This is a genomic window from Cupriavidus necator (assembly GCF_016127575.1).
GTDB lineage: Bacteria > Pseudomonadota > Gammaproteobacteria > Burkholderiales > Burkholderiaceae > Cupriavidus > Cupriavidus necator_D.
Window position 1 is genome coordinate 2,841,671 of sequence record NZ_CP066018.1, and the last position, 19,872, is coordinate 2,861,542.

Sequence of the window (19,872 nt, forward strand, 5' to 3'; positions counted from 1 at the left end):
CTCAGGCGTGGCTGCCGCTGGCTTCGTCCTCGCGCGCCCAGTCGCGCGCGCGGTCGACTGCGCGATGCCAGCGCGCCAGCCGGTGGCCGCGCGCGTCAGCCGACAGGTTCGGCTCAAAGCGCCGCTCCACCTGCCATTGCTGCGCGATCTCCGCCGGATCGCTCCAGTAACCGGTGGCCAGTCCCGCCAGGTAGGCGGCGCCCAGCGCGGTGGTTTCGGTCACGCGCGGGCGGACCACCGGGGTGCCGAGCAGGTCGGCCTGCATCTGCATCAGCAGGTCGCTGCGCGAGGCGCCACCGTCCACGCGCAGTTCGGCCAGCGAGATGCCGGCATCCTTCCGCATGGCTTCCAGCACGTCGACGCTCTGCAGCGCGATCGATTCCAGCGCCGCGCGCGCGATCTGCGGCCGGCCGGTGCCGCGCGTCATGCCAACCAGCGTGCCGCGTGCAAACGGGTCCCAGTGCGGCGCGCCCAGGCCGGCAAAGGCGGGCACCAGCACCACGCCGCCGGTGTCGTCGCACTGGCGCGCCAGCGGCTCGACCTCGGGAGCGCTATTGATGATCTTGAGGCCGTCGCGCAGCCACTGGATGGTGGCGCCGCCCATGAACACGCCGCCTTCCAGGCAATATTGCGTCTGGCCGCGGATCTGCCAGCCGATCGTGGTCAGCAGCCGGTTGTGCGACGTGACCGGCTGCGAGCCGGTATTCATCAGCAGGAAGCAGCCGGTGCCGTAGGTGTTCTTGGCCATGCCCGGCGACAGGCAGGCCTGGCCGAAGGTGGCGGCCTGCTGGTCGCCGGCGATGCCGGCAATGGGGATCTGCATGCCGAACAGCCGCGCCGAGGTGCGCGCCACCTCGCCGCTGGACGCCACCACCTCGGGCAGCAGCGCGTGCGGGATGTCCAGCAGCGCCAGCAGCGCATCGTCCCACTCGAAGTTGTGGATATTGAACAGCATGGTGCGCGAGGCATTTGACACATCGGTGACATGGCGCGCGCCGTCGGTCAACTGCCAGATCAGCCAGCTGTCGACGGTGCCGAAGGCCAGCTCGCCGCGCTGGGCGCGTTCGCGCGCGCCTTCGATGTTGTCGAGCATCCAGCGCAGCTTGGTGCCGGAGAAGTAGGCATCGATGATCAGGCCGGTCTTGTCGCGGAACAGCTCGCCGTGGCCGGCGGCCTGCAGCGCCTCGCACATGGGCGCGGTGCGGCGGTCCTGCCAGACCAGCGCGCGCCCGACCGGCTCGCCGGTCTTGCGGTCCCACAGCACAGTGGTCTCGCGCTGGTTGGTGATGCCGATGGCGCGCACCTGCGCGGCCGAGATGCCGGCATCGGACAGCACCGCGTGCGCCACCGCCAGCTGCGATTGCCAGATCTCGTAGGGGTCGTGCTCGACATGGCCGGGATGTGGGTAATATTGGCGGAACTCGCGCTGCGCGAGCCGCACCACATTGCCGGCATGGTCGAACAGGATGGCCCGCGAGCTGCTGGTGCCCTGGTCGAGCGCCAGCACATATTGCGGCTCGGTGGGAAGCTGGGACGATGCAGGGCGCTGGGCCTGCGCGGCTGGCTGGTTCATGCGTTCAATCCTGACAATGACAAAGCACGCCGGCCCGGCCGGCGCATGGATTCCTGATGGCTGAAACGTCTTCCTTGCCGCCCGCGGACGCCGCAGGCAACTTCGCCGCCGATCCCGCCGCGCAGATCGCCGCCTCGCTGGCGGCGCGCAGCGGCTTCGACGCCGCCGCCAAGCTGCGCCTGATGGCGGCAGGCCAGCAGGTTGGCTGGCTGCCGCGTGCCCATGCGGCAATCTTGCGCGGTATGGGCGCCATCCTCGGCCCGGACGAGCGCCTGGCCGATGGCACCACGGCGGCAGAACTGCTGCCCGGGCGCAATGACTTCGACGCGCGCAGCGCCGCGCTGCAGGCGCTGGCCCGCCAGCTGGCCGATGCCGGCCATGTGCGCGGCTGGCGTGACGAACTGTTCGCGGTCACCCCTGCGCAGGACGCGCCCGCACTTGCCGTGGTGGAGCGCGCGGCGGCGCGCTTTCTCGGGCTGCTGACCTTTGCCTCGCACATGAACGGCATTGTGGATGGCGATGTCGACGGCGGTCCCGCCCTGTGGATCTCGCGGCGCAGCCCGGCCAAGTCGGTCGACCCCGGCATGTGGGACAACCTGGTCGCCGGCGGCATGCCGCACGGCAGCGATCCGCTGGCGACGCTGGTGCGCGAATGCGAGGAAGAATCCGGCATCCCGCCCGCGCTGGCGCAGGGCGCGCAGGCCCACGGCATGATCGAGGTGCTGCGCGACCTGCCCGAAGGCGTACAGTGGGAGCAGGTCTACGTCTACGACCTGCTGCTGCCGCCCGGCTTCACGCCGCGCAACCAGGATGGCGAGGTCAGCGAGCACCGGCGCGTCGATGTGGCCGCATTGCTTGCTATCATGTCGGCCGGCGCCATGACGGTTGATGCGACACTGGTGACGCTGGATGCCCTTGGGCGGCGCGGCTGGCTCGGTCCTGACCATCGCGCCTGAGCCGTCGCCGCGGGTTCCGCCTGTGCCGGTCTTGCCGACCGCGCTGACCTGATTTTTCCGGCCTTGCGCCGCGCCACTCCGACAGAACAACACACCATGAGCAACACCGGATTCATCCTGACCCTCTCGTGCCCTGACCAGCCGGGCATTGTCCATGCCGTCTCGGGCCTGCTGTTCCAGCACGGCTGCAATATCGTCGATTCCGACCAGTACGGTGACGAGTACGCCGGCCGCTTCTTCATGCGCGTGCATTTCACGCCGGCCGCCGGCGGCCCGGACCTGGACACGCTGAAGGCCGCGTTCGCGCCGGTGGGCGACCAGTTCAGCATGCAGTGGGAGCTGAACGACGCCGCGGTCAAGCCGCGCGTGATGATCATGGTGTCCAAGATCGGCCACTGCCTGAACGACCTGCTGTTCCGCGCCAAGGTGGGCGGCCTGCCGGTCGAGATCGCGGCCATCGTCTCGAACCACCGCGACTTCTACCAGCTGGCGGCATCGTATGACGTGCCGTTCTTCCACCTGCCGCTGATGAACGCCTCGGCCGAGCAGAAGGCAGCGCAGGAAGCGCGCGTGTTCGACGTGGTGCAGGAGCAGAAGATCGACCTGGTGGTGCTGGCGCGCTACATGCAGGTGCTGTCCGATGACCTGTGCCGCAAGCTGGCCGGCCGCGCGATCAATATCCACCACTCGTTCCTGCCCAGCTTCAAGGGCGCCAAGCCGTACTACCAGGCGCATGAGCGCGGCGTGAAGCTGATCGGCGCGACCGCGCACTATGTCACCGCCGACCTGGACGAAGGCCCGATCATCGAGCAGGAGATCGAGCGCGTGGACCACAGCATGGACCCGGAGCAACTGACCGCCGTCGGCCGCGACGTGGAATGCGTGGCACTGGCGCGCGCGGTCAAGTGGCATGCCGAACACCGTATCCTGCTGAACGGCCACAAGACCGTGGTGTTCAAGTAATTCTCTGCCCGACCCTCGGTGTTCGCCCCTCTCCCGCTTGCGGGAGAAGGGCCGGGGGAGAGGGCTGGCCTGTCGCAAGAGCGAGGCGCCGGGCATCACCGCCAGCAAGGCAGCCTCAAGCCGGTCCCCGGCGCGCTCACTCCCGCTCCGCCACCACACACTTCACCCCACTGTCGGCCACGATCTGGTCGAACGGCGCTGCCAGCGGCTCGTCGGTAAAGAGCCGGTCGACCTGCGACACATGCGCCAGCTCCACCATCGCCTGGCGATTGAACTTGCTGGCGTCCGCCGCCAGCCACACCTCGCGTGAATGCTCGATGATGGTCCGCGCCACCTTGACCTCGCGGAAATCGTAGTCGCGCAGCGTGCCGTCGGTCTCGATGCCCGAGATGCCGATCAGCCCGATATCCACCTTGAACTGGCGGATGAACTCCACCGTGGCCTCGCCCACGATGCCGCGGTCGCGTGAGCGCAGCACGCCGCCGGCGACGATGACCTCGCAATCGGGGTTGTCGGCAAGGATATTGGCCACATTCAGGTTGTTGGTGATCACGCGCAGCCCGCGGTGGTGCATCAGTTCGCGCGCTATCTCTTCCACCGTGGTGCCGATGTTCAGGATCAGCGAGCAGCCCTCGGGCACCGCAGCGGCCACCGCGCGCGCGATGCGCGCCTTGCCCTCGGCGTTGAGCACCTGCCGCTGCCGGTAGGCGATGTTCTCGGTGGTGGAGCCCTCCACCCGCACCCCGCCATGGAAGCGCGCCAGCATGCCGTTCCCGGCCAGCAGGTTGACATCGCGGCGCACCGTCTGGAGCGTGACGCCGAATTTGCGCGCAAGTTCGTCGATGGAGGCAAAGCCCTGGGTGCGGACTTCTTCGAGCAGGGCCGTCTGGCGGGGATTCAGGGTCATGCCGGGATTCTAGTTCAAACAGAAACGAAAACAAATGATGCAGTGCACTATTGTTTTACGTTCGTTTTGTTGCTAAAACGAACGTCAAGCCAAGACTTTTGTGCCTGCATCGCGCGCCAAAGCTGTGCTGCGGGAAGCATATCGAACATGGAGACCGGATGCAGCTACGTTTGGAAGGCGTCGCACAGCAGGCAGGTTCGCAGGCGTATCTCTTTCCGATGACGCTCGCGCCGGTTCCGGGCGCGGTGACCATCCTGCTGGGCGCGACGCAGGCGGGCAAGACCTCGCTGATGCGGCTGATGGCCGGGCTGGACCGGCCCAGCGCCGGCCGCGTGCTGGTCGACGGCCATGACGTGACCGGCATGCCGGTGCGCGAGCGCAATGTATCGATGGTCTACCAGCAGTTCATCAACTACCCGTCGCTCAAGGTTTTCGACAACATCGCCTCGCCGCTGCGGCTGCTGCGCAAGGCGCCGGCCGCAGAGATTGCCGCGCGCGTGCGCGAGCTGGCCGGGCGGCTGCATATCGACCACCTGCTGGACCGCTATCCGTCCGAGCTCTCCGGCGGGCAGCAGCAGCGCGTGGCACTGGCGCGTGCGCTGGCCAAGGAGGCGCCGCTGATGCTGCTGGACGAGCCGCTGGTCAACCTTGACTACAAGCTGCGCGAAGAACTGCGCGAGGAACTGGCGCAGCTGTTCGCGCATGGCGACGCCACCGTGGTCTATGCCACCACCGAGCCCGGCGAAGCGCTGCTGCTGGGCGGCCATACCGCGGTGCTGGACGCCGGCGAACTGCTGCAGTACGGCCCCACGCCCCAGGTCTTCCACTACCCCGATTCGCTGCGCGTGGCGCGCGCTTTCAACGATCCGCCGATGAACCTGGTCGAGGGCCGGCTGCAGGGCGGCCGGGTCACGCTGGCCGGCGACATCTCAGTGCCGGTGCCCGGCGCGGGCGGGCACGACGGCCCGGTCACGGTGGGGGTACGCGCGTCGGCATTGCGCCTGGCCGGTGAGCCGGGCGCGGTGGCGGTGCCGGGGCGCGTGGCGCTGGCCGAGCTGTCCGGCTCGGACACCTTCGTCCACGCCGATACCCCGGTGGGCAACCTGGTGGCACAGTTCGCCGGCGTGCTCGACCTGGCGCTGGGCGAGCCGGTGTCACTGCACCTGCTGCCCGAGCAGATCTATCTGTTCGACGCCGACGGGCGCCGCATCCATGCGCCGCGCCGGCCGGGCGGGCTGGCGGCGGACGTGCCCGGCGGCGCGGCCGCGGCTGCCGGGGCAGGGGCCTGAGATGGCGCGCATCGACCTGGACCTGGCGCACTCCTATGTGCCAAATCCGCGTACCGACGAGGACTACGCGCTGCTGCCGCTGCAATTCACGTTCGAAGACGGCGGCGCCTATGCGCTGCTGGGCCCGTCCGGCTGCGGCAAGACCACGCTGCTGAACTGCATTTCCGGGCTGCTGCGGCCCTCGCACGGCACCATCGCCTTCGATGGCCGCGACGTGACCGTTGCCACGCCGCAGGCGCGCAATATCGCCCAGGTGTTCCAGTTCCCGGTGATCTACGACACCATGACCGTCGGCGAGAACCTGGCCTTCCCGCTGCGCAACCGCGGCGTGCCGGAAGCCCAGGTGCGCGAGCGGGTAGGGCGCGTGGCCGAGATGCTGGACCTGTCGGCCACGCTCGATCGCCGCGCCAGCGGCCTGGCCGCGGACGCCAAGCAGAAGATCTCGCTGGGGCGCGGGCTGGTGCGCCAGGACGTGTCGGCCATCCTCTTCGACGAGCCGCTGACGGTGATCGACCCGCAGCTCAAATGGCAGCTGCGGCGCAAGCTCAAGGAAATCCACCACGAATTCCGCCTGACGCTGATCTACGTGACGCACGACCAGACCGAGGCGCTGACCTTTGCCGACCAGGTGGTGGTGATGTCGCGCGGCAAGGCGGTGCAGGTGGGGCCGGCGGATGCGCTGTTCGAGCGTCCCGCGCATACCTTCGTCGGGCATTTCATCGGCTCGCCGGGCATGAATTTCCTGACCGGGCAGTGGCGCGACGGCGCGATCGAGCTGGCGGGTCGCCGCTACATGCCGGAGTTGTCGCCGTCAGTTGAAGCGGCGCTGCGCGAGGCCGGCAGCTTCCGCATCGGCGTGCGGCCCGAGTACCTGCGCCTGGCGCCGGAGAGCGACGCGCAGGCGGTGCCGGTGCGGGTCGAGCGCGCGCAGGACATCGGCACTTACTGGCTGCTGACCGGCGGAGTGCAGGAGGCGGGCGCACTGGCCGGTACGCTGCGCGCGCGGCTGGGTATCGAGGCGGCCGATCTGCGCCTGGGCGACACGGCCTGGCTGTCGGTGTTCAACCGCCATACCTGCTACTACGTCAACGAGGAACTGGTGCCATGAAGCCCGTCAACCAGAAGGCCTGGCTGCTGGTGTTGCCGGTGGTGGTGTGCGTGGCGTTCTCCGCGATCCTGCCGCTGATGACCATCGTCAACTACTCGGTGCAGGACATCATCTCGCCCGAGCGGCGCGTCTTTGTCGGCACCGAATGGTTCGGCACCGTGTTGCGCGATGGCGAGCTGCACGACGCGCTGCTGCGCCAGCTGGGCTTCTCGCTGGCGGTGCTGCTGGTGGAGATCCCGCTCGGCATCCTGCTGGCGCTGTCGATGCCGGCCAGGGGCTGGAAGGCATCAACGGTGCTGGTGATCATCGCGCTGTCGCTGCTGATCCCGTGGAACGTGGTCGGCACCATCTGGCAGATCTTCGGGCGCACCGATATCGGCCTGCTCGGTGCCGCTCTCGAGGCGTTGGGGTTCGACTACAACTACACCGGCAGCGCTTTCGATGCCTGGGTCACGGTGCTGGTGATGGACGTCTGGCACTGGACGCCGCTGGTGGCGCTGCTGTGCTACGCCGGACTGCGCGCCATCCCCGACGCCTACTACCAGGCCGCGCAGATCGACGGCGCCTCGCGCCTGGCGGTGTTCCGCTATATCCAGCTGCCCAAGCTGCGCGGCGTGCTGATGATCGCGGTGCTGCTGCGCTTCATGGACAGCTTCATGATCTATACCGAGCCGTTCGTGCTGACCGGCGGCGGCCCCGGCAACGCCACCACCTTCCTGTCGCAGTACCTGACGCAGAAGGCCGTGGGCCAGTTCGACCTGGGCCCGGCGGCAGCGTTTTCCATCGTCTATTTCCTGATCATCCTGCTCATGTGCTTCATCCTCTATAACTGGATGCAGCGCGCGGGCACCGCCGGCAGCGAGGACATGCCCCATGGCTGAGATGCGCCCCCCCGCCAACCGCGCCACCTGGTGGCGCGCCGGCTTCCTGCTGGTCTACCTGCTGTTCGCCATCGTGCCGATCTACTGGATGGTGAACATGTCGTTCAAGACCAACGAGGAGATCGTCTCCACGCTGTCGCTGTGGCCCGCGGAATTCACGCTGCAGCATTACAAGACCATCTTCACCGACCCGTCCTGGTATTCGGGCTACGTCAACTCGATGATCTACGTGGCGATGAACACGATGATCTCGATCAGCGTGGCGTTGCCGGCCGCCTATGCCTTTTCGCGCTACCAGTTCATCGGCGACAAGCATGTGTTCTTCTGGCTGCTGACCAACCGCATGACGCCGCCCGCGGTGTTCCTGCTGCCGTTCTTCCAGCTCTACAGCACCATCGGGCTGATGGATACCCACCTGGGCGTGGCGCTGGCGCACCTGGTCTTCAACGTGCCGCTGGCGGTGTGGATCCTGGAGGGCTTCATGTCGGGCGTGCCGCGCGAGATCGACGAGACCGCGTATGTCGACGGCTACTCGTTCCCGCGCTTCTTCCTGACCATCTTCCTGCCGCTGATCAAGGCCGGCGTGGGCGTGGCGGCGTTCTTCTGCTTCATGTTCAGCTGGGTCGAGCTGCTGCTGGCGCGCACGCTGACCTCGGTCAATGCCAAGCCCATCGTCGCCACCATGACGCGCACGGTGTCGGCATCGGGCATGGACTGGGGCGTGCTGGCCGCGGCCGGCGTGCTGACCATCGTGCCCGGCGGCATCGTGATCTGGTTCGTGCGGCATTACATCGCGAAGGGCTTCGCGATGGGTCGCGTGTAAGCGCGCGGCGCAACCCTGATCACAACACAAGGAGACGGCGCAATGCTGAGCTGGATGGTCTGGACGATACCGGTGGCGGTGTTCTTCGGCTGCATCGTAGTCATGCTGATCACCATGACTATCTGGGAAATACGCGCGCCGTCGGTGCTGCGCAAGGGCTTCCTGCCGATCGCGACCACGCGTGGCGACCGCTTGTTTATCGGGCTGATGTGCGCCGCCTGGGTCAACCTGGCGTGGGTGGGACTGGGCGAGAAAGTCACCGCTTGGCTGTCGCTGCCCGAAGAGCCGTCGGTCTGGATCAGCTTCGGGGTATCGATGCTGGTGCTGGCGCTGATCATGCGCAAGGGCTAGCCGTTTATTCGCAGGCATCAGGGTTAAATGGAAGGTTTGCGGCTTATCCCTGCCCCGGGGCCGCCACCACGACCACAGCCGGGGAGGGGAAATCTTGAGGAGACACTGATGAATGTGCACGTGAAGTTGGGGATGTCAGCCCTTGCCTGCGCGGCTGCGCTGGCTTGTGGGTCCGCCTCGGCGGGCGAGGCTGAGGCCAAGAAGTGGATCGACAATGAGTTCCAGCCCTCGTCGCTGGCCAAGGACAAGCAGCAGGCCGAAATGAAGTGGTTCATCGACGCCGCCGCCAAGCTCAAGGCCAGGGGGGTCACGCAGATCAGCGTCGTGTCCGAAACCATTACCACGCACGAGTACGAGTCCAAGACGCTGGCCAAGGCGTTCGAGGAGATCACCGGCATCAAGGTCAAGCACGACCTGATCCAGGAAGGCGATGTGGTCGAGAAGCTGCAGACCTCGATGCAGTCCGGCAAGTCGATCTACGACGGCTGGATCTCTGACTCGGACCTGATCGGCACGCACTACCGCTACGGCTCGATCTTGCCGCTGACCGACTATATGAACGGCGCCGGCAAGGAGTGGACCAACCCCGGGCTGGATGTGAAGGACTTTATCGGCACCAAGTTCACCACCGCGCCGGACGGCAAGCTGTACCAGCTGCCCGACCAGCAGTTTGCCAACCTGTACTGGTTCCGCGCCGACTGGTTCGCGCGCAAGGACCTGCAGGACAAGTTCAAGGCCAAGTACGGCTACGACCTGGGTGTGCCGACCAACTGGTCAGCCTATGAGGACATCGCCAACTTCTTCACCAACGACGTGAAGGAGCTCGACGGCAAGAAGGTCTACGGGCACATGGACTACGGCAAGAAGGATCCGTCGCTGGGCTGGCGCTTCACCGACGCCTGGCTGTCGATGGCCGGCACCGCCGACAAGGGCCTTCCCAACGGCATGCCGGTGGACGAGTGGGGCATCCGCGTGGCCGAGGACAAGTGCACGCCGGTCGGCGCCTCGGTGTCGCGCGGCGGTGCCACCAACAGCCCGGCGGCGGTCTATGCGCTGACCAAGTACATCGACTGGATGAAGAAGTACGCGCCGCCGCAGGCGATGGGCATGACCTTCTCCGAGGCCGGCCCGGTCCCCGCGCAAGGCCAGGTGGCGCAGCAGATCTTCTGGTACACCGCCTTCACCGCGGACATGACCAGGAAGGGCCTGCCGGTGGTCAACGCCGACGGCTCGCCCAAGTGGCGCATGGCGCCGTCGCCGTACGGCCCGTACTGGAAGCAGGGCATGCAGAACGGCTACCAGGACGTGGGCTCCTGGACCTTCTTCAAGAACACCGATCCCAACAAGCTGGCGGGCGCCTGGCTGTATGCGCAGTTCGTGACATCCAAGACGGTCTCGCTGAAGAAGTCGCTGACCGGGCTGACCTTTATCCGCGACAGCGACATCCACCACGACTACCTGACCAGGAACGCGGCCAAGTACGGTGGGCTGATCGAGTTCTACCGCAGCCCCGCGCGCGTGGCGTGGACGCCGACCGGCACCAACGTCCCCGACTATCCGAAGCTGGCCCAGCTGTGGTGGAAGAACGTGGCCACCGCGGTGACCGGCGAGAAGACGCCGCAAGCCGCCATGGACACGCTGGCCGAAGAGATGGACCAGGTCATGGCGCGGCTGCAACGCGCCGGCATGAGCAACTGCGCGCCCAGGCTCAACCCGAAGGGAGACCCGGGCAAGTGGCTGTCGAACGACCATGCGCCGTGGCAGAAGCTGGCCAACGAAAAGCCGAAGGGCGAGACCATTCCTTACGACAAGCTGCTGCAGGCGTGGAAGGAGGGGAAGGTGCGCTGAGGCGCCGAGGCGTTGATGCTGCCGGCGACGGTTGAATGCCTTACGTGGTCAAGTCCGATGTTTCCGATTGGGCCTCTGCCGCCGCCTGCACCGCATAACGCGCCTTGCCGTGCCGCTTGGCCTCGTACAGCGCCATGTCGGCGTGCATGAACAACTCGCTCGCGGTCATGGTGTGGCGCGCGTCATGGATGGCCGAGCCGACGCTGGCCGAGGCCGCCAGCGTGTGGCCATCGATCACGAAGGGCATGCGCGCGGCCTGCACGATGGTGTTGGCGATGGATGCCATGGCCTGGCGGTCGGCAACGCCGTCCAGGATCACCGCAAACTCATCGCCGCCGATGCGCGCGACCGCGTCGCCCTTGCGCACGCAGGCGCGCAGCCGCTGCGCAAAGGCGACCAGCAACTGGTCGCCCACCGGATGGCCAAAGCTGTCGTTGACGCCCTTGAAGTCGTCCAGGTCCACCAGCAGCAGCGCCAGCGAGCGCCCGTCGGCGCTGGCGCGGGCCATGCATTCGGCCAGGCGCCGGTCGAAACCCTTGCGGTTGAGCAGGCCGGTGAGGTAGTCGGAGATGGTCTGTGCTTCCAGGCTGCGCAGTTTTTCGCGCTCATGGGTGACATTGCGCCCGAACATGTGCAGGCCGATGACGGTATCCTGCACATCGTTCCAGGCCGGCTGGCAGGTGATCTCCATGCATTCGGTGCCATCAGCGCTTTCACGGGTGAACGTCACCGCGCGCCCGGCGCAGGCCTGCTCCAGGTACGGCTGGCAGGCCAGGTATTCCTGCGTGCCCCACAGTTCGCGCAGCGACAGCCCCACGATCTGCTGCGCCGGCACGCCATAGCGCTGCGCATAGGCCTGGTTGACGAAGACGTAGCGCTGCTGCATGTCGATGAACGAGACAAAGTCCGGCACATGGTTGGCGATCGCCTCGATGCGCTTCTCGCTTTCGGCGGCGCGGTCCTTGGCCGCTTTCAGCGCGGCTTCGCGCTCCGACAGCTGCGCCACCACCTCGGCGAAGGTCGCGGCCAGTTCGCCGATCTCGTCGGCGCGGCCGACGGGCAGGTCCGCCACCGCGGCCGGGTTGGTGCCGATCTGGCGCACAGCGCGGTGCAGCCGCTGCAGCGGTTCAAGCAGGCGGCGCATGACCAGCCACATCATCGCGGCGGCAAGCAGCATGGTGATGGCGCCGATGACCAGGGTCCGTTGGCGCACCGCGAGCAGCGGCGCGTAGGCTTCGGCTGCCGGCAGGACCGCCACCAACTCCCAGCCGTTGGATGCCAGCAGATGGCGCGCCACGATCGGCTGCGTCGGCGTCAGGACTTCCAGGAAGGCGGGGGCGTGATCGGCGCCGCAGGCTTCGCCGATCGCGCGTGCGGGGCTCAGCACGCGGGCAGCGTCCGGGTGCATTGCATAGCGGGGATTGGTGCCGGAGGAAACCAGGCAGAAGCTGCCGGTAGTGCCCACGCGGCTGTGCGCAAGCTCGCGCAGGAAGTTGCTGTCCGCGAGGTTCAGGACGCCCCCGACCACGCCGCGCAGCTCGCCACCCGGTCCGTGCAGCGGCACTGCCAGCACTACGCCGGGGGCATTGGTCTGCTTGCCCTGGATCAGGTCCGACACCGCGAACGCCTGGCCCTGCTGGATATCGCGGAAATAGTCGCGGTCGTCCACGCGCAGGCGCACGCCATCCGGCACGGCGGTGCTGAACACCAGGTGTCCGTCGGGCGCGGCCAGGAAGACGGCGTTGAAAGTCTCGGGCATTTCCACCATGCCCTCCACGGCCCGGCGCAGTTCGGCCGGCTTTACCGAAAGCATGGGGGAGAGCTGGCTTGCCACGCGCCGCAGGACGGTGGCGCGGCCCTGCAGCTTTTCATCGAGCTGCTCGGCCACCATCTTGACCAGCGTGTCCTGCTGCGTCTGCTGCAAGTTCTTCAGGCCGTCGTAGGCGTAGTACTGCGCGTAGAGCGCGCGCAGCACGATGATCAGCGTCACCACACCCGCCGTGGCGAACGCCATCCGGTACTTCAAAGAGTGCTGCATGATTGACTTATTTCTTGTGCGCACTGACCCGTATCCTCGTCCCGGCGCATTGTGTTGCCGACCCGAGATCCTGTCCGGGACGTGAAATCAAGATTAGCAGATGTCAAGATGAAATTCGCAACTGTTTGCAACAGCGCGCCAGGGTGCCAGCGCAACGTGCCGGCCGCGCTACAGGGAAGGGCCTGGCCGGTGGCGAGATCGCCACGCGCACTCATGCACCGATTCCGTCTTGGCAGTAGCATGCGGGATGGCCCGCGATGTGGCGGGCCCGTCTCGCGGTTCCTGATTGCCCGTTCCTGATTCCTTTCCAGCCCAAACGCCAATGACTACACCGACTACGCTGCTCGACCTGGCCGGCGCCAGCCGCACCCCTTCCGCCTGGGAAGCCGCCGTCCTGATCCTGATCGACCATCAACGCGAATACGTCGACGGCCGCCTGCCGCTGGCCGGCATGCCCGCGGCCGTGGCTGCCTGCGCGCAGCTGCTGGCGCTGGCGCGCCGCCACGGCACGCCGGTAATCCATGTCGCGCACCACGGCCGGCCGGGCAGCATGGCGTTCGATCCGACCGGGCCGTATGCCGCCTTCATTGAAGGGGTGGGGCCGCAGGCCGGTGAGATTACCGTCACCAAGGGCTTGCCCAACAGCTTCGCCGGCACCACCCTGGCCGACGAACTGGCCAGGCTCGGCCGCAAGGAGCTGATCGTGGCCGGCTTCCAGACGCATATGTGCGTAAGCGCCACGGTGCGCTCGGCGCTCGACCACGGCTATCGCAGCACCGTCGTGGCCGCGGCCTGCGCCACGCGCGACCTGCCTGACCCGCTGGGCGGCCCCGCCGTACCTGCGGCCGATCTCCACCGCAGCACGCTGGCCGCGTTGAACGACCGCTTCGCCACGGTCGTCGCGGACGCAGGGGCCTGGCACGGCTAACCAGCGACAGGCCAGGTGCGCACGCGCAGCACGGTATGGTCGCGCGGGCGCAGCGTCAATTCCAGTGCGGTCGGCACGCCCCGCCTCGTGATCGGCGCGACAAAGCGTGCCATTTCCGCTGCTGCAGCGAGGCGCGTGCCGCAGCGCATCGCCAGCCGCAGGATATGCAGCGGCACGAACCGCTCCGGCTCCTGCATGTCCGCCAGCGCGGCCAGCGTGAAATGCAGTGGCTGCCGAGCCAGTGCGATGAAGCGCCCGCGCAGCCGCGCCAGCGTCGCCGCGGGCGCCGCCAGTCCTTCGCCCTCGGCGCCGCTGCGCGTCATGCCGCGCGCACGCGGCTGCCACAGCGTGCCGGCAACCAGCAGCGATGCGCGCCCCGCGCCAGCTTCATCCACGCATGCATCCAGCGCCACGACATGGCCCGTCAGGTCATAGGTGGAAGCCACCGAGGCAAAGCTGCGGTGGTAGCCGATGATGCAATCCATGTCTTCGTCATAGACCGGCAGCGCATCACGCGGCACGCGCGCCGGACGCATCTCGAACCAGCCGGCACTGACCGGGTTGCGGCCGGTCCAGGGCAGGGCGAGTTCTGTTTCGGTCGCGGTGGGGAGGCAGGGGGACGGCAAGTCGTGCTCCGGTGCAGGTCGGAGCAGTCAAGGTAGCCGGCGAGTGAGTGGGCGGATATGAGATAAGCCTTGTCGCCGGCAACGGAAAGGTTGCGTCGCGACGTGGCTGGGGCCTAGAAGCTCACGCCCAGCGAAAGGATCGCGACCTGGTCCGTCGAGCCCGGGTTGAACCAGTAGAAGCCCGCCGTGAACCTGCGCACCGTGACCTGGAAAAAGCCGCCTCGCTGGAGTTCGCGGCCTCCCCCGTAGATCCGGGTACGTTGCGCGACCAGGCCCAGCCTCAGCCATTCGACCGGGCGGAAGCCAAGTTCGCTCCAGGCGTAGAGATAGCCCGGCTCTTCGCCGCGCGCATCCAGGTATTCGGCTTCGATGTAGTAGTCGAACTTGCTCACTGCGACGCTGGCCTCGATTCCGCCGATCAGGCCGTGGGTGGAGCCTCCCACGAAGCCAACGATGGGGGTCGCCTTGAACTGGATGGTTTCGCCGCCCGAGAAAGTCCAGCCGATGAAGGCTGACTGCGAGTGGACTGCCTCGTAGTTGCTTCTTGCCTCGAGGTGAAGCTGCTTCCTTTCGGCGATGAAGATGCCGGAGAGGTAGTCGCCGCTCTGGCGCGGCATGTTCCAGTAGCCTGTTGCCGAGAAGGTCCAGGGCGAGCCGGCCGCCTGCCCGGCGGCATCCGGCGCGGGCTGGGGCGGCTCCTGTGCCTGGACCGTGCCCGCGCCAAGGGCGGCGGCAAGCAGCAGGATCGCGCCTCGCATCTCAGCCGCCCAGCGCGATAATGGCGATGGTCATGACCACGCCCAGCGCAGTCATGGCTGCGCCAGTGACCCAGCCGCCAAAGCCGGCATAGTGGCCCAGCGCCCACCCGGCGGCGAACAGCATGGCCAGGGTCAGCCCGCGCGAGATCAGTAGCGCCAGTTTGACATCGTCCAGCAGTACGAACGGCAGTGCGACCGGAAACGTGGCCAGTACAACGATAAAGAAGATGTGCACGGCACCGATCAGGTCGGCCATGTTCAGGCGGGGGCGGGGCGGCAGTGCCGGGGCGGCGGCAAGCCGTGCCCGCATGGCTTCCAGTTCCTTGTCGGTGACCAGCGACTTCGTTGCGCGAGGCAGCGCATCGCGAATCAGGCCGATCGCCGTGGCCTGGTCGTTAGCATTCCTGACGGCAAGTGCCAGGGAGATCCGCTGGCCGCGGTTCGCCAGCGTACGGATCAGGAACATGACCGCGTCCACCATGCCCCAGGCCAGGTTGCAGCCCAGCGCGGCATGCATCATGGTGCGGCTGGCATCCGGGCCACCCGTGCCGCTCGACACCGCGCCGACAAAAGTGAGCGCCATGAACAGGCCGAAGCACATCTCGGAGACGCGATCCACGACGTCCAGCACCGGCTCCCGTGTCTGAGCATCCTCCGGCGGCACGGTCGCGCCGGCATGGATCGTCGTCCTGGGTGAATCGGGCATGGCGGACTCCCGAAAGCTGCGTCGATGATCGGATAGGCGATAGGGGCTGTGCTCGTGGGGGCTGTGCCTGCCTGGCCCGTCGTCCTGTGGACAAGTATGCGCGCCAGCCGCAAATATGCCAGGCGAGCATTCCTTGATTGGCGTGATGAACCACGGTTTTCCGGGGAGGGTAGAAAACGTGGGCAAACGCCGGGCAACAAAAAACCCAGAGAGCTTGCGCTGTCTGGGTTTCCTGGCAACTTAGGCAGTTGCTGGCCATTTGTCTGGTGGTGGTACAGGGATTGAACCTGTGACCCCTGCCGTGTGAATCAGAAGAAGGCCCAGCTATGTGCATACAGTTTTCCTGTATGTGCTTGAGTTTACGGGATTTTAGATGCGTTGAGTATCGCCCGTGCGCCTTCAATTGCGCTCCGCGCTGCGCCCATTTTGCGCCGCATGCCGTGGTGAGTTACGACCTTCCGGAGTACTTCGCGAAGGACGGTGAAGTACGCCTGGATTGATTCGCAGTGCTGGAGCTATCCGCTGTCGGCCCGGCAGTGGCGGGCGCCGCGCGCTGCGAAATCTAGCGTGGGCTGAGGGGGCGAAAGGGACTGAAGCAGGATTATTGCGCCCGGACGGCGTCCCAGACGACTAGGTGAGGCGGCTTCGGGGTCGGAAGCAGCCTTTCGTCAGGCCTGAGCCGGTCGTCTGGTTCTTGGCCGAAGCTAAGCCCAAAGTGAGGCGCTGAGTCGGGAAGAAACAACGAAACCAATATCATCCTGAGCGAGTCGTCCTGGGAGACCGTTGCAAGGGCTAGTGAGAGGAGAGCTTCACCCGGCTCTTGCCGTGACCTGGGTGTCTTGTTCATTACGACACAGTGTCGCCGCAAACACGCTAGAAACACTGGAAAGGGCGGCGGCCAGAACGTCGAGAAACGCAATATACTTTCGAACGACTTCGGTATCCGGCCATACGATCGAGGTGGACGGATGTGCGATCGAGTTTCTATCGTCCATTAGCGCTGTCAATTTTTGCTTCGCAAGCGATTCAGCATTTGTGGGATCTTGCGTCATAAAGTAGGCTTGAATCGAGGCCTGTTGTCCTAATTTCTTCCATATTTCCTTCGCGCCGATACGGTCATAAAGATCCGTAAGGGTGTCAGGCTTCATATTTGTTTCAGTAATCGAAAGGCACTGATAATTGATATTATCGATCGTGGCTTCGGCTGATAGATTGGCTGCCAAGTTTTTGGTGAAAGAAGCAACTGCGCCGTCGCCATGTTGATACTTCCTTGGTGATTGCATCACGATCGCAGTGAACACGACTAAGCTATCCTGCATCTTCTTTGGCAACGCCCTAAATGATGATGCCCGCTGAGCCAATCGTTGGCAAAGGTCCTCAAACGAAGTACGTGTGTACTCTTCGAATCGTCCTGCAATGTAGAGGATCATCGTACCGCTAACGACAGGCAACCCCTGGTGTGAATTCCGGGTGCATTGATGTAAGGTATTTGCTTGGCGGAGATACTTGCGGATTTCTGTGCTTGCACTCGACTTTCGCTCCCTGTCGATCGTTGATGATCGGACATATCTCTCCGATAACTCAGAGGTCGCCGAGAATTTCTTGATTTCGTCGAGTAAGTCCAATTGCCGGGAAATGGTCACAAGGTCTCGCTGAAACTCGGAAAGGATAAGGTCCATGCGCGCCTCAGGCCGAAAGGATCGTTCTTGCAAGCGCCACGCGAGCCTTGATTGCTTCTACAGTGTTCCCGCGGCCCACGAGAATATCGTAATCCTCCTTTGTGCTGAGGGCTTTGGTAAGCCTGTCCTTTACAGTGAGAGGCTCTGCGAACTGCGGTGGCGGTGAGGAATCGGACAGGGTACTAGCTGCGACCATAAGGGCGTCGTACAAGGGGCGACTGGGCCGCTTGGTCCCTGGAAGAACGATGAAATCGGGGCCAATCAGTCGGATGAGAGTGTTGATACTTGAGGTGAATAGTGCCCCAAGTTTGTCGGCATCATCATTGGAAATATTCCTGTATTTCCTCATTGTCCGATCGAGGATGTGACGTAGCGAACCCTTTGTCTCTCCCGAGATAGTCTCACGAATCGCAAAAAATCGTAAAACGAGTTCGCAATCCATCATCGATTGATAGAGAATATTCTTTGTGAGTTCGGGAGCGGGTTCTTTTTCCTCATTTTCTGTTCTGCGAGGGATGCCCCATACATTGGCAAAGCTGTCTTCTCGAGACAGGCGCTTGATCATCGCATTGAAGGTGCCTGGAAATGCTGCATTTCTTAATTCTTGAGGATTTAATTTTACTCCTCCGGTATTAAGTCGTCTGAAGAGCACCATTCTAATATCAAAATCGCCATCGCCACGAGCAGTTTCTGCAAGTAATACCACGGCACCTATTGTGCGTCGTAGTAGTCCGCGTCTAACTGCCTCGGGGAGATCACGAAACCGCTTCGAGTTGATTTCTGGCCAATATTCCAGGCCGGTTAGCGCAAAATCATTGTCTAGAAAATCGGTGATTGTCTCTAGTCGCTGCCGGCCATCCATCACTTCGTATTGATTATAGTTTGCCTCGAACAGGAAGAGTGATGGGATGGGTACATTCAAAAGAATGGATTCAATTAGTAGCGACTTCTTTTTTCGGTCCCAGCGGGCACGCCGTTGATATCCGGGAGCCATGTTTATGTAGTTTGATTCGCGTAGGGATGCCTGGAGTTGATGCAGGGTGAAATCCATTGTGGAACGGACGACTCTCAGTTGAGTTTCCGCGTATTTCCTTTCAATGTCGTCCGAGGTACTTGACACTGAAACATCGGTTTGATCGTCCTCGGACTCATACCATTCGTCAACTTGGTCTTCGTTGATGTCGAGGGGCTGGTCCAATGAAGCTGATATGGCGGTCATAAATAACCCTTTGTTTTGGGAGTGGTGCGTGTTCAGCAGTCTATTACAAGAGTGCTGTGCATGGACAAGCCAGATCCTGCGGGGCGCAAGCAAATATTTGGCTCCGCCGCGATCCGTGATCGGTCCGGGCGAGCCGTATTGGGGCTGTTTAACCGTGGCTAGTAGCGCCGGGGGCTCCGAGGGGGCGGCCATATCTCGGCTCGATCCGTTGCGGCCAGCTACTACGACAATAGGCGGCCCAGGACCTGCACCGCCGATCTCCAGGTATTGGTCAACAGGCCATTGAATTGTTGGCTCACCTTGGCCGGCTGCCAACAGCACCGGTGAGCGATGGCCGGTCGCTCGCTGGTGCAGGCGCGGCTGGGGTGGCGCGGCTGGGGTGGCGTTTGCGAAAAGATGAGCACTGCCGATAGTCAGGCAAACGCCTGCCCATTAGCCAATACTGGCAAACGGTTCGTCAGCTGCGAGTTGAGTTGCGTGCTCATCTTCGGGTAGGCGTCGAATAGGGCGTGGGAGCGCTGGGCCTTCAATTCGCACTCGGCGCGGATCTGCTTAATCGTCTTGAAGCCCCATCTCATAGCCTTGCACGCAGCTGCAGGTCCAGACCATGGTGTTACTCCGCACGGCCCGTTCCTCTGCCTGCCTGCGGGCTTCGAGGGCGGCTTCAGCAGCTTGCCCAGCCCGCGGGATGTCTGCCACGATCTCGGCCCTTGCCGGGCGGGCTCCGGCCAAGTCGGCGGCCAGCAATGGTGCGCGCCGCATGTCAGGCTCCCCCCGGCGTAGATAACGGCCCGGCGCATGTCCCACAGGCCGTAGAGATAGACTCTGATCTCGCCCGCGGCTGGGCCGTGATCAGCCCTTCCAGCCGCTCCAAGGTCTCGTAGAAGGGGTTCTCCAGGTCGAGCACGCAGGATAGGTCGCTATCCTGACTCGGATTGAATGAAAAATGGCTTCCGCCCAGCCGATTCGAGTCACGCGCGCACGATTGGTCACTTCGGAAAGGGTGGCATGTCCCAAGGAGGGGCACTGCGGCGGAAAATCGGGGGGAAGAGAGGAGGAATCTACGCCCTGTGTGGCGGCCCATTGACATGGGCACGCCACACAAGTAGATCAGACGGCCTAGAGGCCAGCCTATGTGACTGGAGCTACTCCTAGTCGGCTGGCATTTTGCTAGTATATACGAGGCGATAGGTCGCGTGCATCGATGGGTAGCCCAGAA

The 19,872-nt window shown here is 64.7% G+C and carries 17 protein-coding genes; 9 read left to right on the forward strand and 8 right to left on the reverse strand.

Annotated features, from left to right (window positions below):
* Window position 1 precedes the first annotated feature (1 nt).
* Window positions 2–1,573 (reverse strand): glycerol kinase GlpK, encoded by a 1,572-nt coding sequence (gene glpK / locus I6H87_RS13320; protein ID WP_011615701.1) that lies wholly within the window; start codon window positions 1,571–1,573, stop codon window positions 2–4.
* Window positions 1,574–1,629: 56 nt separating this feature from the next.
* Here glpK and I6H87_RS13325 point away from each other — a divergent pair, with 56 nt between their 5' ends.
* Both I6H87_RS13325 and purU read left to right on the forward strand, forming a co-directional pair.
* A complete protein-coding gene (locus tag I6H87_RS13325) occupies window positions 1,630–2,529 on the forward strand; it encodes an NUDIX hydrolase (RefSeq protein ID WP_011615700.1) in 900 nt (299 codons plus the stop codon).
* A 96-nt stretch (window positions 2,530–2,625) separates the two neighbouring features.
* On the forward strand, window positions 2,626–3,492 hold the full coding sequence (gene purU, locus I6H87_RS13330; protein WP_011615699.1) for a formyltetrahydrofolate deformylase: 867 nt from the start codon (window positions 2,626–2,628) through the stop codon (window positions 3,490–3,492).
* Between the two features lie 136 nt (window positions 3,493–3,628).
* Here purU and I6H87_RS13335 read toward each other — a convergent pair whose 3' ends face one another.
* Window positions 3,629–4,399: a DeoR/GlpR family DNA-binding transcription regulator gene (locus I6H87_RS13335; protein ID WP_010814347.1), complete on the reverse strand. Its 771-nt coding sequence runs from the start codon at window positions 4,397–4,399 to the stop codon at window positions 3,629–3,631.
* 158 nt (window positions 4,400–4,557) lie between these two features.
* Here I6H87_RS13335 and I6H87_RS13340 point away from each other — a divergent pair, with 158 nt between their 5' ends.
* From I6H87_RS13340 to I6H87_RS13365, 6 genes are all read left to right on the forward strand, one after another.
* A complete protein-coding gene (locus tag I6H87_RS13340) occupies window positions 4,558–5,688 on the forward strand; it encodes an ABC transporter ATP-binding protein (RefSeq protein WP_011615698.1) in 1,131 nt (376 codons plus the stop codon).
* Window position 5,689: 1 nt separating this feature from the next.
* Window positions 5,690–6,796 (forward strand): ABC transporter ATP-binding protein, encoded by a 1,107-nt coding sequence (locus I6H87_RS13345; protein ID WP_011615697.1) that lies wholly within the window; start codon window positions 5,690–5,692, stop codon window positions 6,794–6,796.
* Window positions 6,793–7,677 (forward strand): carbohydrate ABC transporter permease, encoded by an 885-nt coding sequence (locus I6H87_RS13350; RefSeq protein ID WP_011615696.1) that lies wholly within the window; start codon window positions 6,793–6,795, stop codon window positions 7,675–7,677. The genes I6H87_RS13345 and I6H87_RS13350 overlap by 4 nt, the downstream gene beginning before the upstream one ends.
* Window positions 7,670–8,500, forward strand: a complete 831-nt coding sequence (locus I6H87_RS13355; RefSeq protein ID WP_011615695.1) for a carbohydrate ABC transporter permease — start codon at window positions 7,670–7,672, stop codon at window positions 8,498–8,500. The genes I6H87_RS13350 and I6H87_RS13355 overlap by 8 nt, the downstream gene beginning before the upstream one ends.
* 42 nt (window positions 8,501–8,542) lie before the next feature.
* Window positions 8,543–8,851, forward strand: a complete 309-nt coding sequence (locus I6H87_RS13360) for a DUF2160 domain-containing protein (RefSeq protein WP_010814342.1) — start codon at window positions 8,543–8,545, stop codon at window positions 8,849–8,851.
* A gap of 120 nt (window positions 8,852–8,971) precedes the next feature.
* The gene (locus tag I6H87_RS13365) at window positions 8,972–10,699 is read left to right on the forward strand and encodes an ABC transporter substrate-binding protein (RefSeq protein WP_041687812.1); all 1,728 of its coding nucleotides are present in this window, start codon (window positions 8,972–8,974) and stop codon (window positions 10,697–10,699) included.
* A 40-nt stretch (window positions 10,700–10,739) separates the two neighbouring features.
* On the opposite strand, the gene I6H87_RS13370 is transcribed toward I6H87_RS13365, so the two are convergent.
* On the reverse strand, window positions 10,740–12,737 hold the full coding sequence (locus I6H87_RS13370) for a sensor domain-containing diguanylate cyclase (protein WP_231881357.1): 1,998 nt from the start codon (window positions 12,735–12,737) through the stop codon (window positions 10,740–10,742).
* A 322-nt stretch (window positions 12,738–13,059) separates the two neighbouring features.
* On the opposite strand from I6H87_RS13370, the gene I6H87_RS13375 reads away from it, so the two are divergent.
* A complete protein-coding gene (locus I6H87_RS13375; protein ID WP_010814339.1) occupies window positions 13,060–13,665 on the forward strand; it encodes a cysteine hydrolase family protein in 606 nt (201 codons plus the stop codon).
* Here I6H87_RS13375 and I6H87_RS13380 read toward each other — a convergent pair.
* The 5 genes from I6H87_RS13380 to I6H87_RS13400 all read right to left on the reverse strand — a co-directional run bounded on the left by I6H87_RS13380 (window position 13,662) and on the right by I6H87_RS13400 (window position 18,845).
* The gene (locus I6H87_RS13380; RefSeq protein ID WP_011615692.1) at window positions 13,662–14,291 is read right to left on the reverse strand and encodes a hypothetical protein; all 630 of its coding nucleotides are present in this window, start codon (window positions 14,289–14,291) and stop codon (window positions 13,662–13,664) included. The genes I6H87_RS13375 and I6H87_RS13380 overlap by 4 nt on opposite strands.
* A gap of 113 nt (window positions 14,292–14,404) precedes the next feature.
* Window positions 14,405–15,049, reverse strand: a complete 645-nt coding sequence (locus tag I6H87_RS13385) for a hypothetical protein (RefSeq protein WP_010814337.1) — start codon at window positions 15,047–15,049, stop codon at window positions 14,405–14,407.
* Window position 15,050: 1 nt separating this feature from the next.
* Window positions 15,051–15,755: a VIT1/CCC1 transporter family protein gene (locus tag I6H87_RS13390; protein ID WP_010814336.1), complete on the reverse strand. Its 705-nt coding sequence runs from the start codon at window positions 15,753–15,755 to the stop codon at window positions 15,051–15,053.
* An 809-nt stretch (window positions 15,756–16,564) separates the two neighbouring features.
* Window positions 16,565–17,434: a HEPN domain-containing protein gene (locus I6H87_RS13395; protein ID WP_011615691.1), complete on the reverse strand. Its 870-nt coding sequence runs from the start codon at window positions 17,432–17,434 to the stop codon at window positions 16,565–16,567.
* 7 nt (window positions 17,435–17,441) lie between these two features.
* On the reverse strand, window positions 17,442–18,845 hold the full coding sequence (locus I6H87_RS13400; protein WP_136227784.1) for a DUF262 domain-containing protein: 1,404 nt from the start codon (window positions 18,843–18,845) through the stop codon (window positions 17,442–17,444).
* Window positions 18,846–19,872: the final 1,027 nt, after the last annotated feature.

Bases quoted from the DNA above. Each gene is read 5' to 3' on its own strand.
- glpK (WP_011615701.1), bottom strand. From the start codon at position 1,573: ATGAACCAGCCAGCCGCGCAGGCCCAGCGCCCTGCATCGTCCCAGCTT.
- I6H87_RS13325 (WP_011615700.1), top strand. From the start codon at position 1,630: ATGGCTGAAACGTCTTCCTTGCCGCCCGCGGACGCCGCAGGCAACTTC.
- purU (WP_011615699.1), top strand. From the start codon at position 2,626: ATGAGCAACACCGGATTCATCCTGACCCTCTCGTGCCCTGACCAGCCG.
- I6H87_RS13335 (WP_010814347.1), bottom strand. From the start codon at position 4,399: ATGACCCTGAATCCCCGCCAGACGGCCCTGCTCGAAGAAGTCCGCACC.
- I6H87_RS13340 (WP_011615698.1), top strand. From the start codon at position 4,558: ATGCAGCTACGTTTGGAAGGCGTCGCACAGCAGGCAGGTTCGCAGGCG.
- I6H87_RS13345 (WP_011615697.1), top strand. From the start codon at position 5,690: ATGGCGCGCATCGACCTGGACCTGGCGCACTCCTATGTGCCAAATCCG.
- I6H87_RS13350 (WP_011615696.1), top strand. From the start codon at position 6,793: ATGAAGCCCGTCAACCAGAAGGCCTGGCTGCTGGTGTTGCCGGTGGTG.
- I6H87_RS13355 (WP_011615695.1), top strand. From the start codon at position 7,670: ATGGCTGAGATGCGCCCCCCCGCCAACCGCGCCACCTGGTGGCGCGCC.
- I6H87_RS13360 (WP_010814342.1), top strand. From the start codon at position 8,543: ATGCTGAGCTGGATGGTCTGGACGATACCGGTGGCGGTGTTCTTCGGC.
- I6H87_RS13370 (WP_231881357.1), bottom strand. From the start codon at position 12,737: ATGCAGCACTCTTTGAAGTACCGGATGGCGTTCGCCACGGCGGGTGTG.
- I6H87_RS13375 (WP_010814339.1), top strand. From the start codon at position 13,060: ATGACTACACCGACTACGCTGCTCGACCTGGCCGGCGCCAGCCGCACC.
- I6H87_RS13385 (WP_010814337.1), bottom strand. From the start codon at position 15,049: ATGCGAGGCGCGATCCTGCTGCTTGCCGCCGCCCTTGGCGCGGGCACG.
- I6H87_RS13390 (WP_010814336.1), bottom strand. From the start codon at position 15,755: ATGCCCGATTCACCCAGGACGACGATCCATGCCGGCGCGACCGTGCCG.
- I6H87_RS13395 (WP_011615691.1), bottom strand. From the start codon at position 17,434: ATGGACCTTATCCTTTCCGAGTTTCAGCGAGACCTTGTGACCATTTCC.
- I6H87_RS13400 (WP_136227784.1), bottom strand. From the start codon at position 18,845: ATGGCCGCCCCCTCGGAGCCCCCGGCGCTACTAGCCACGGTTAAACAG.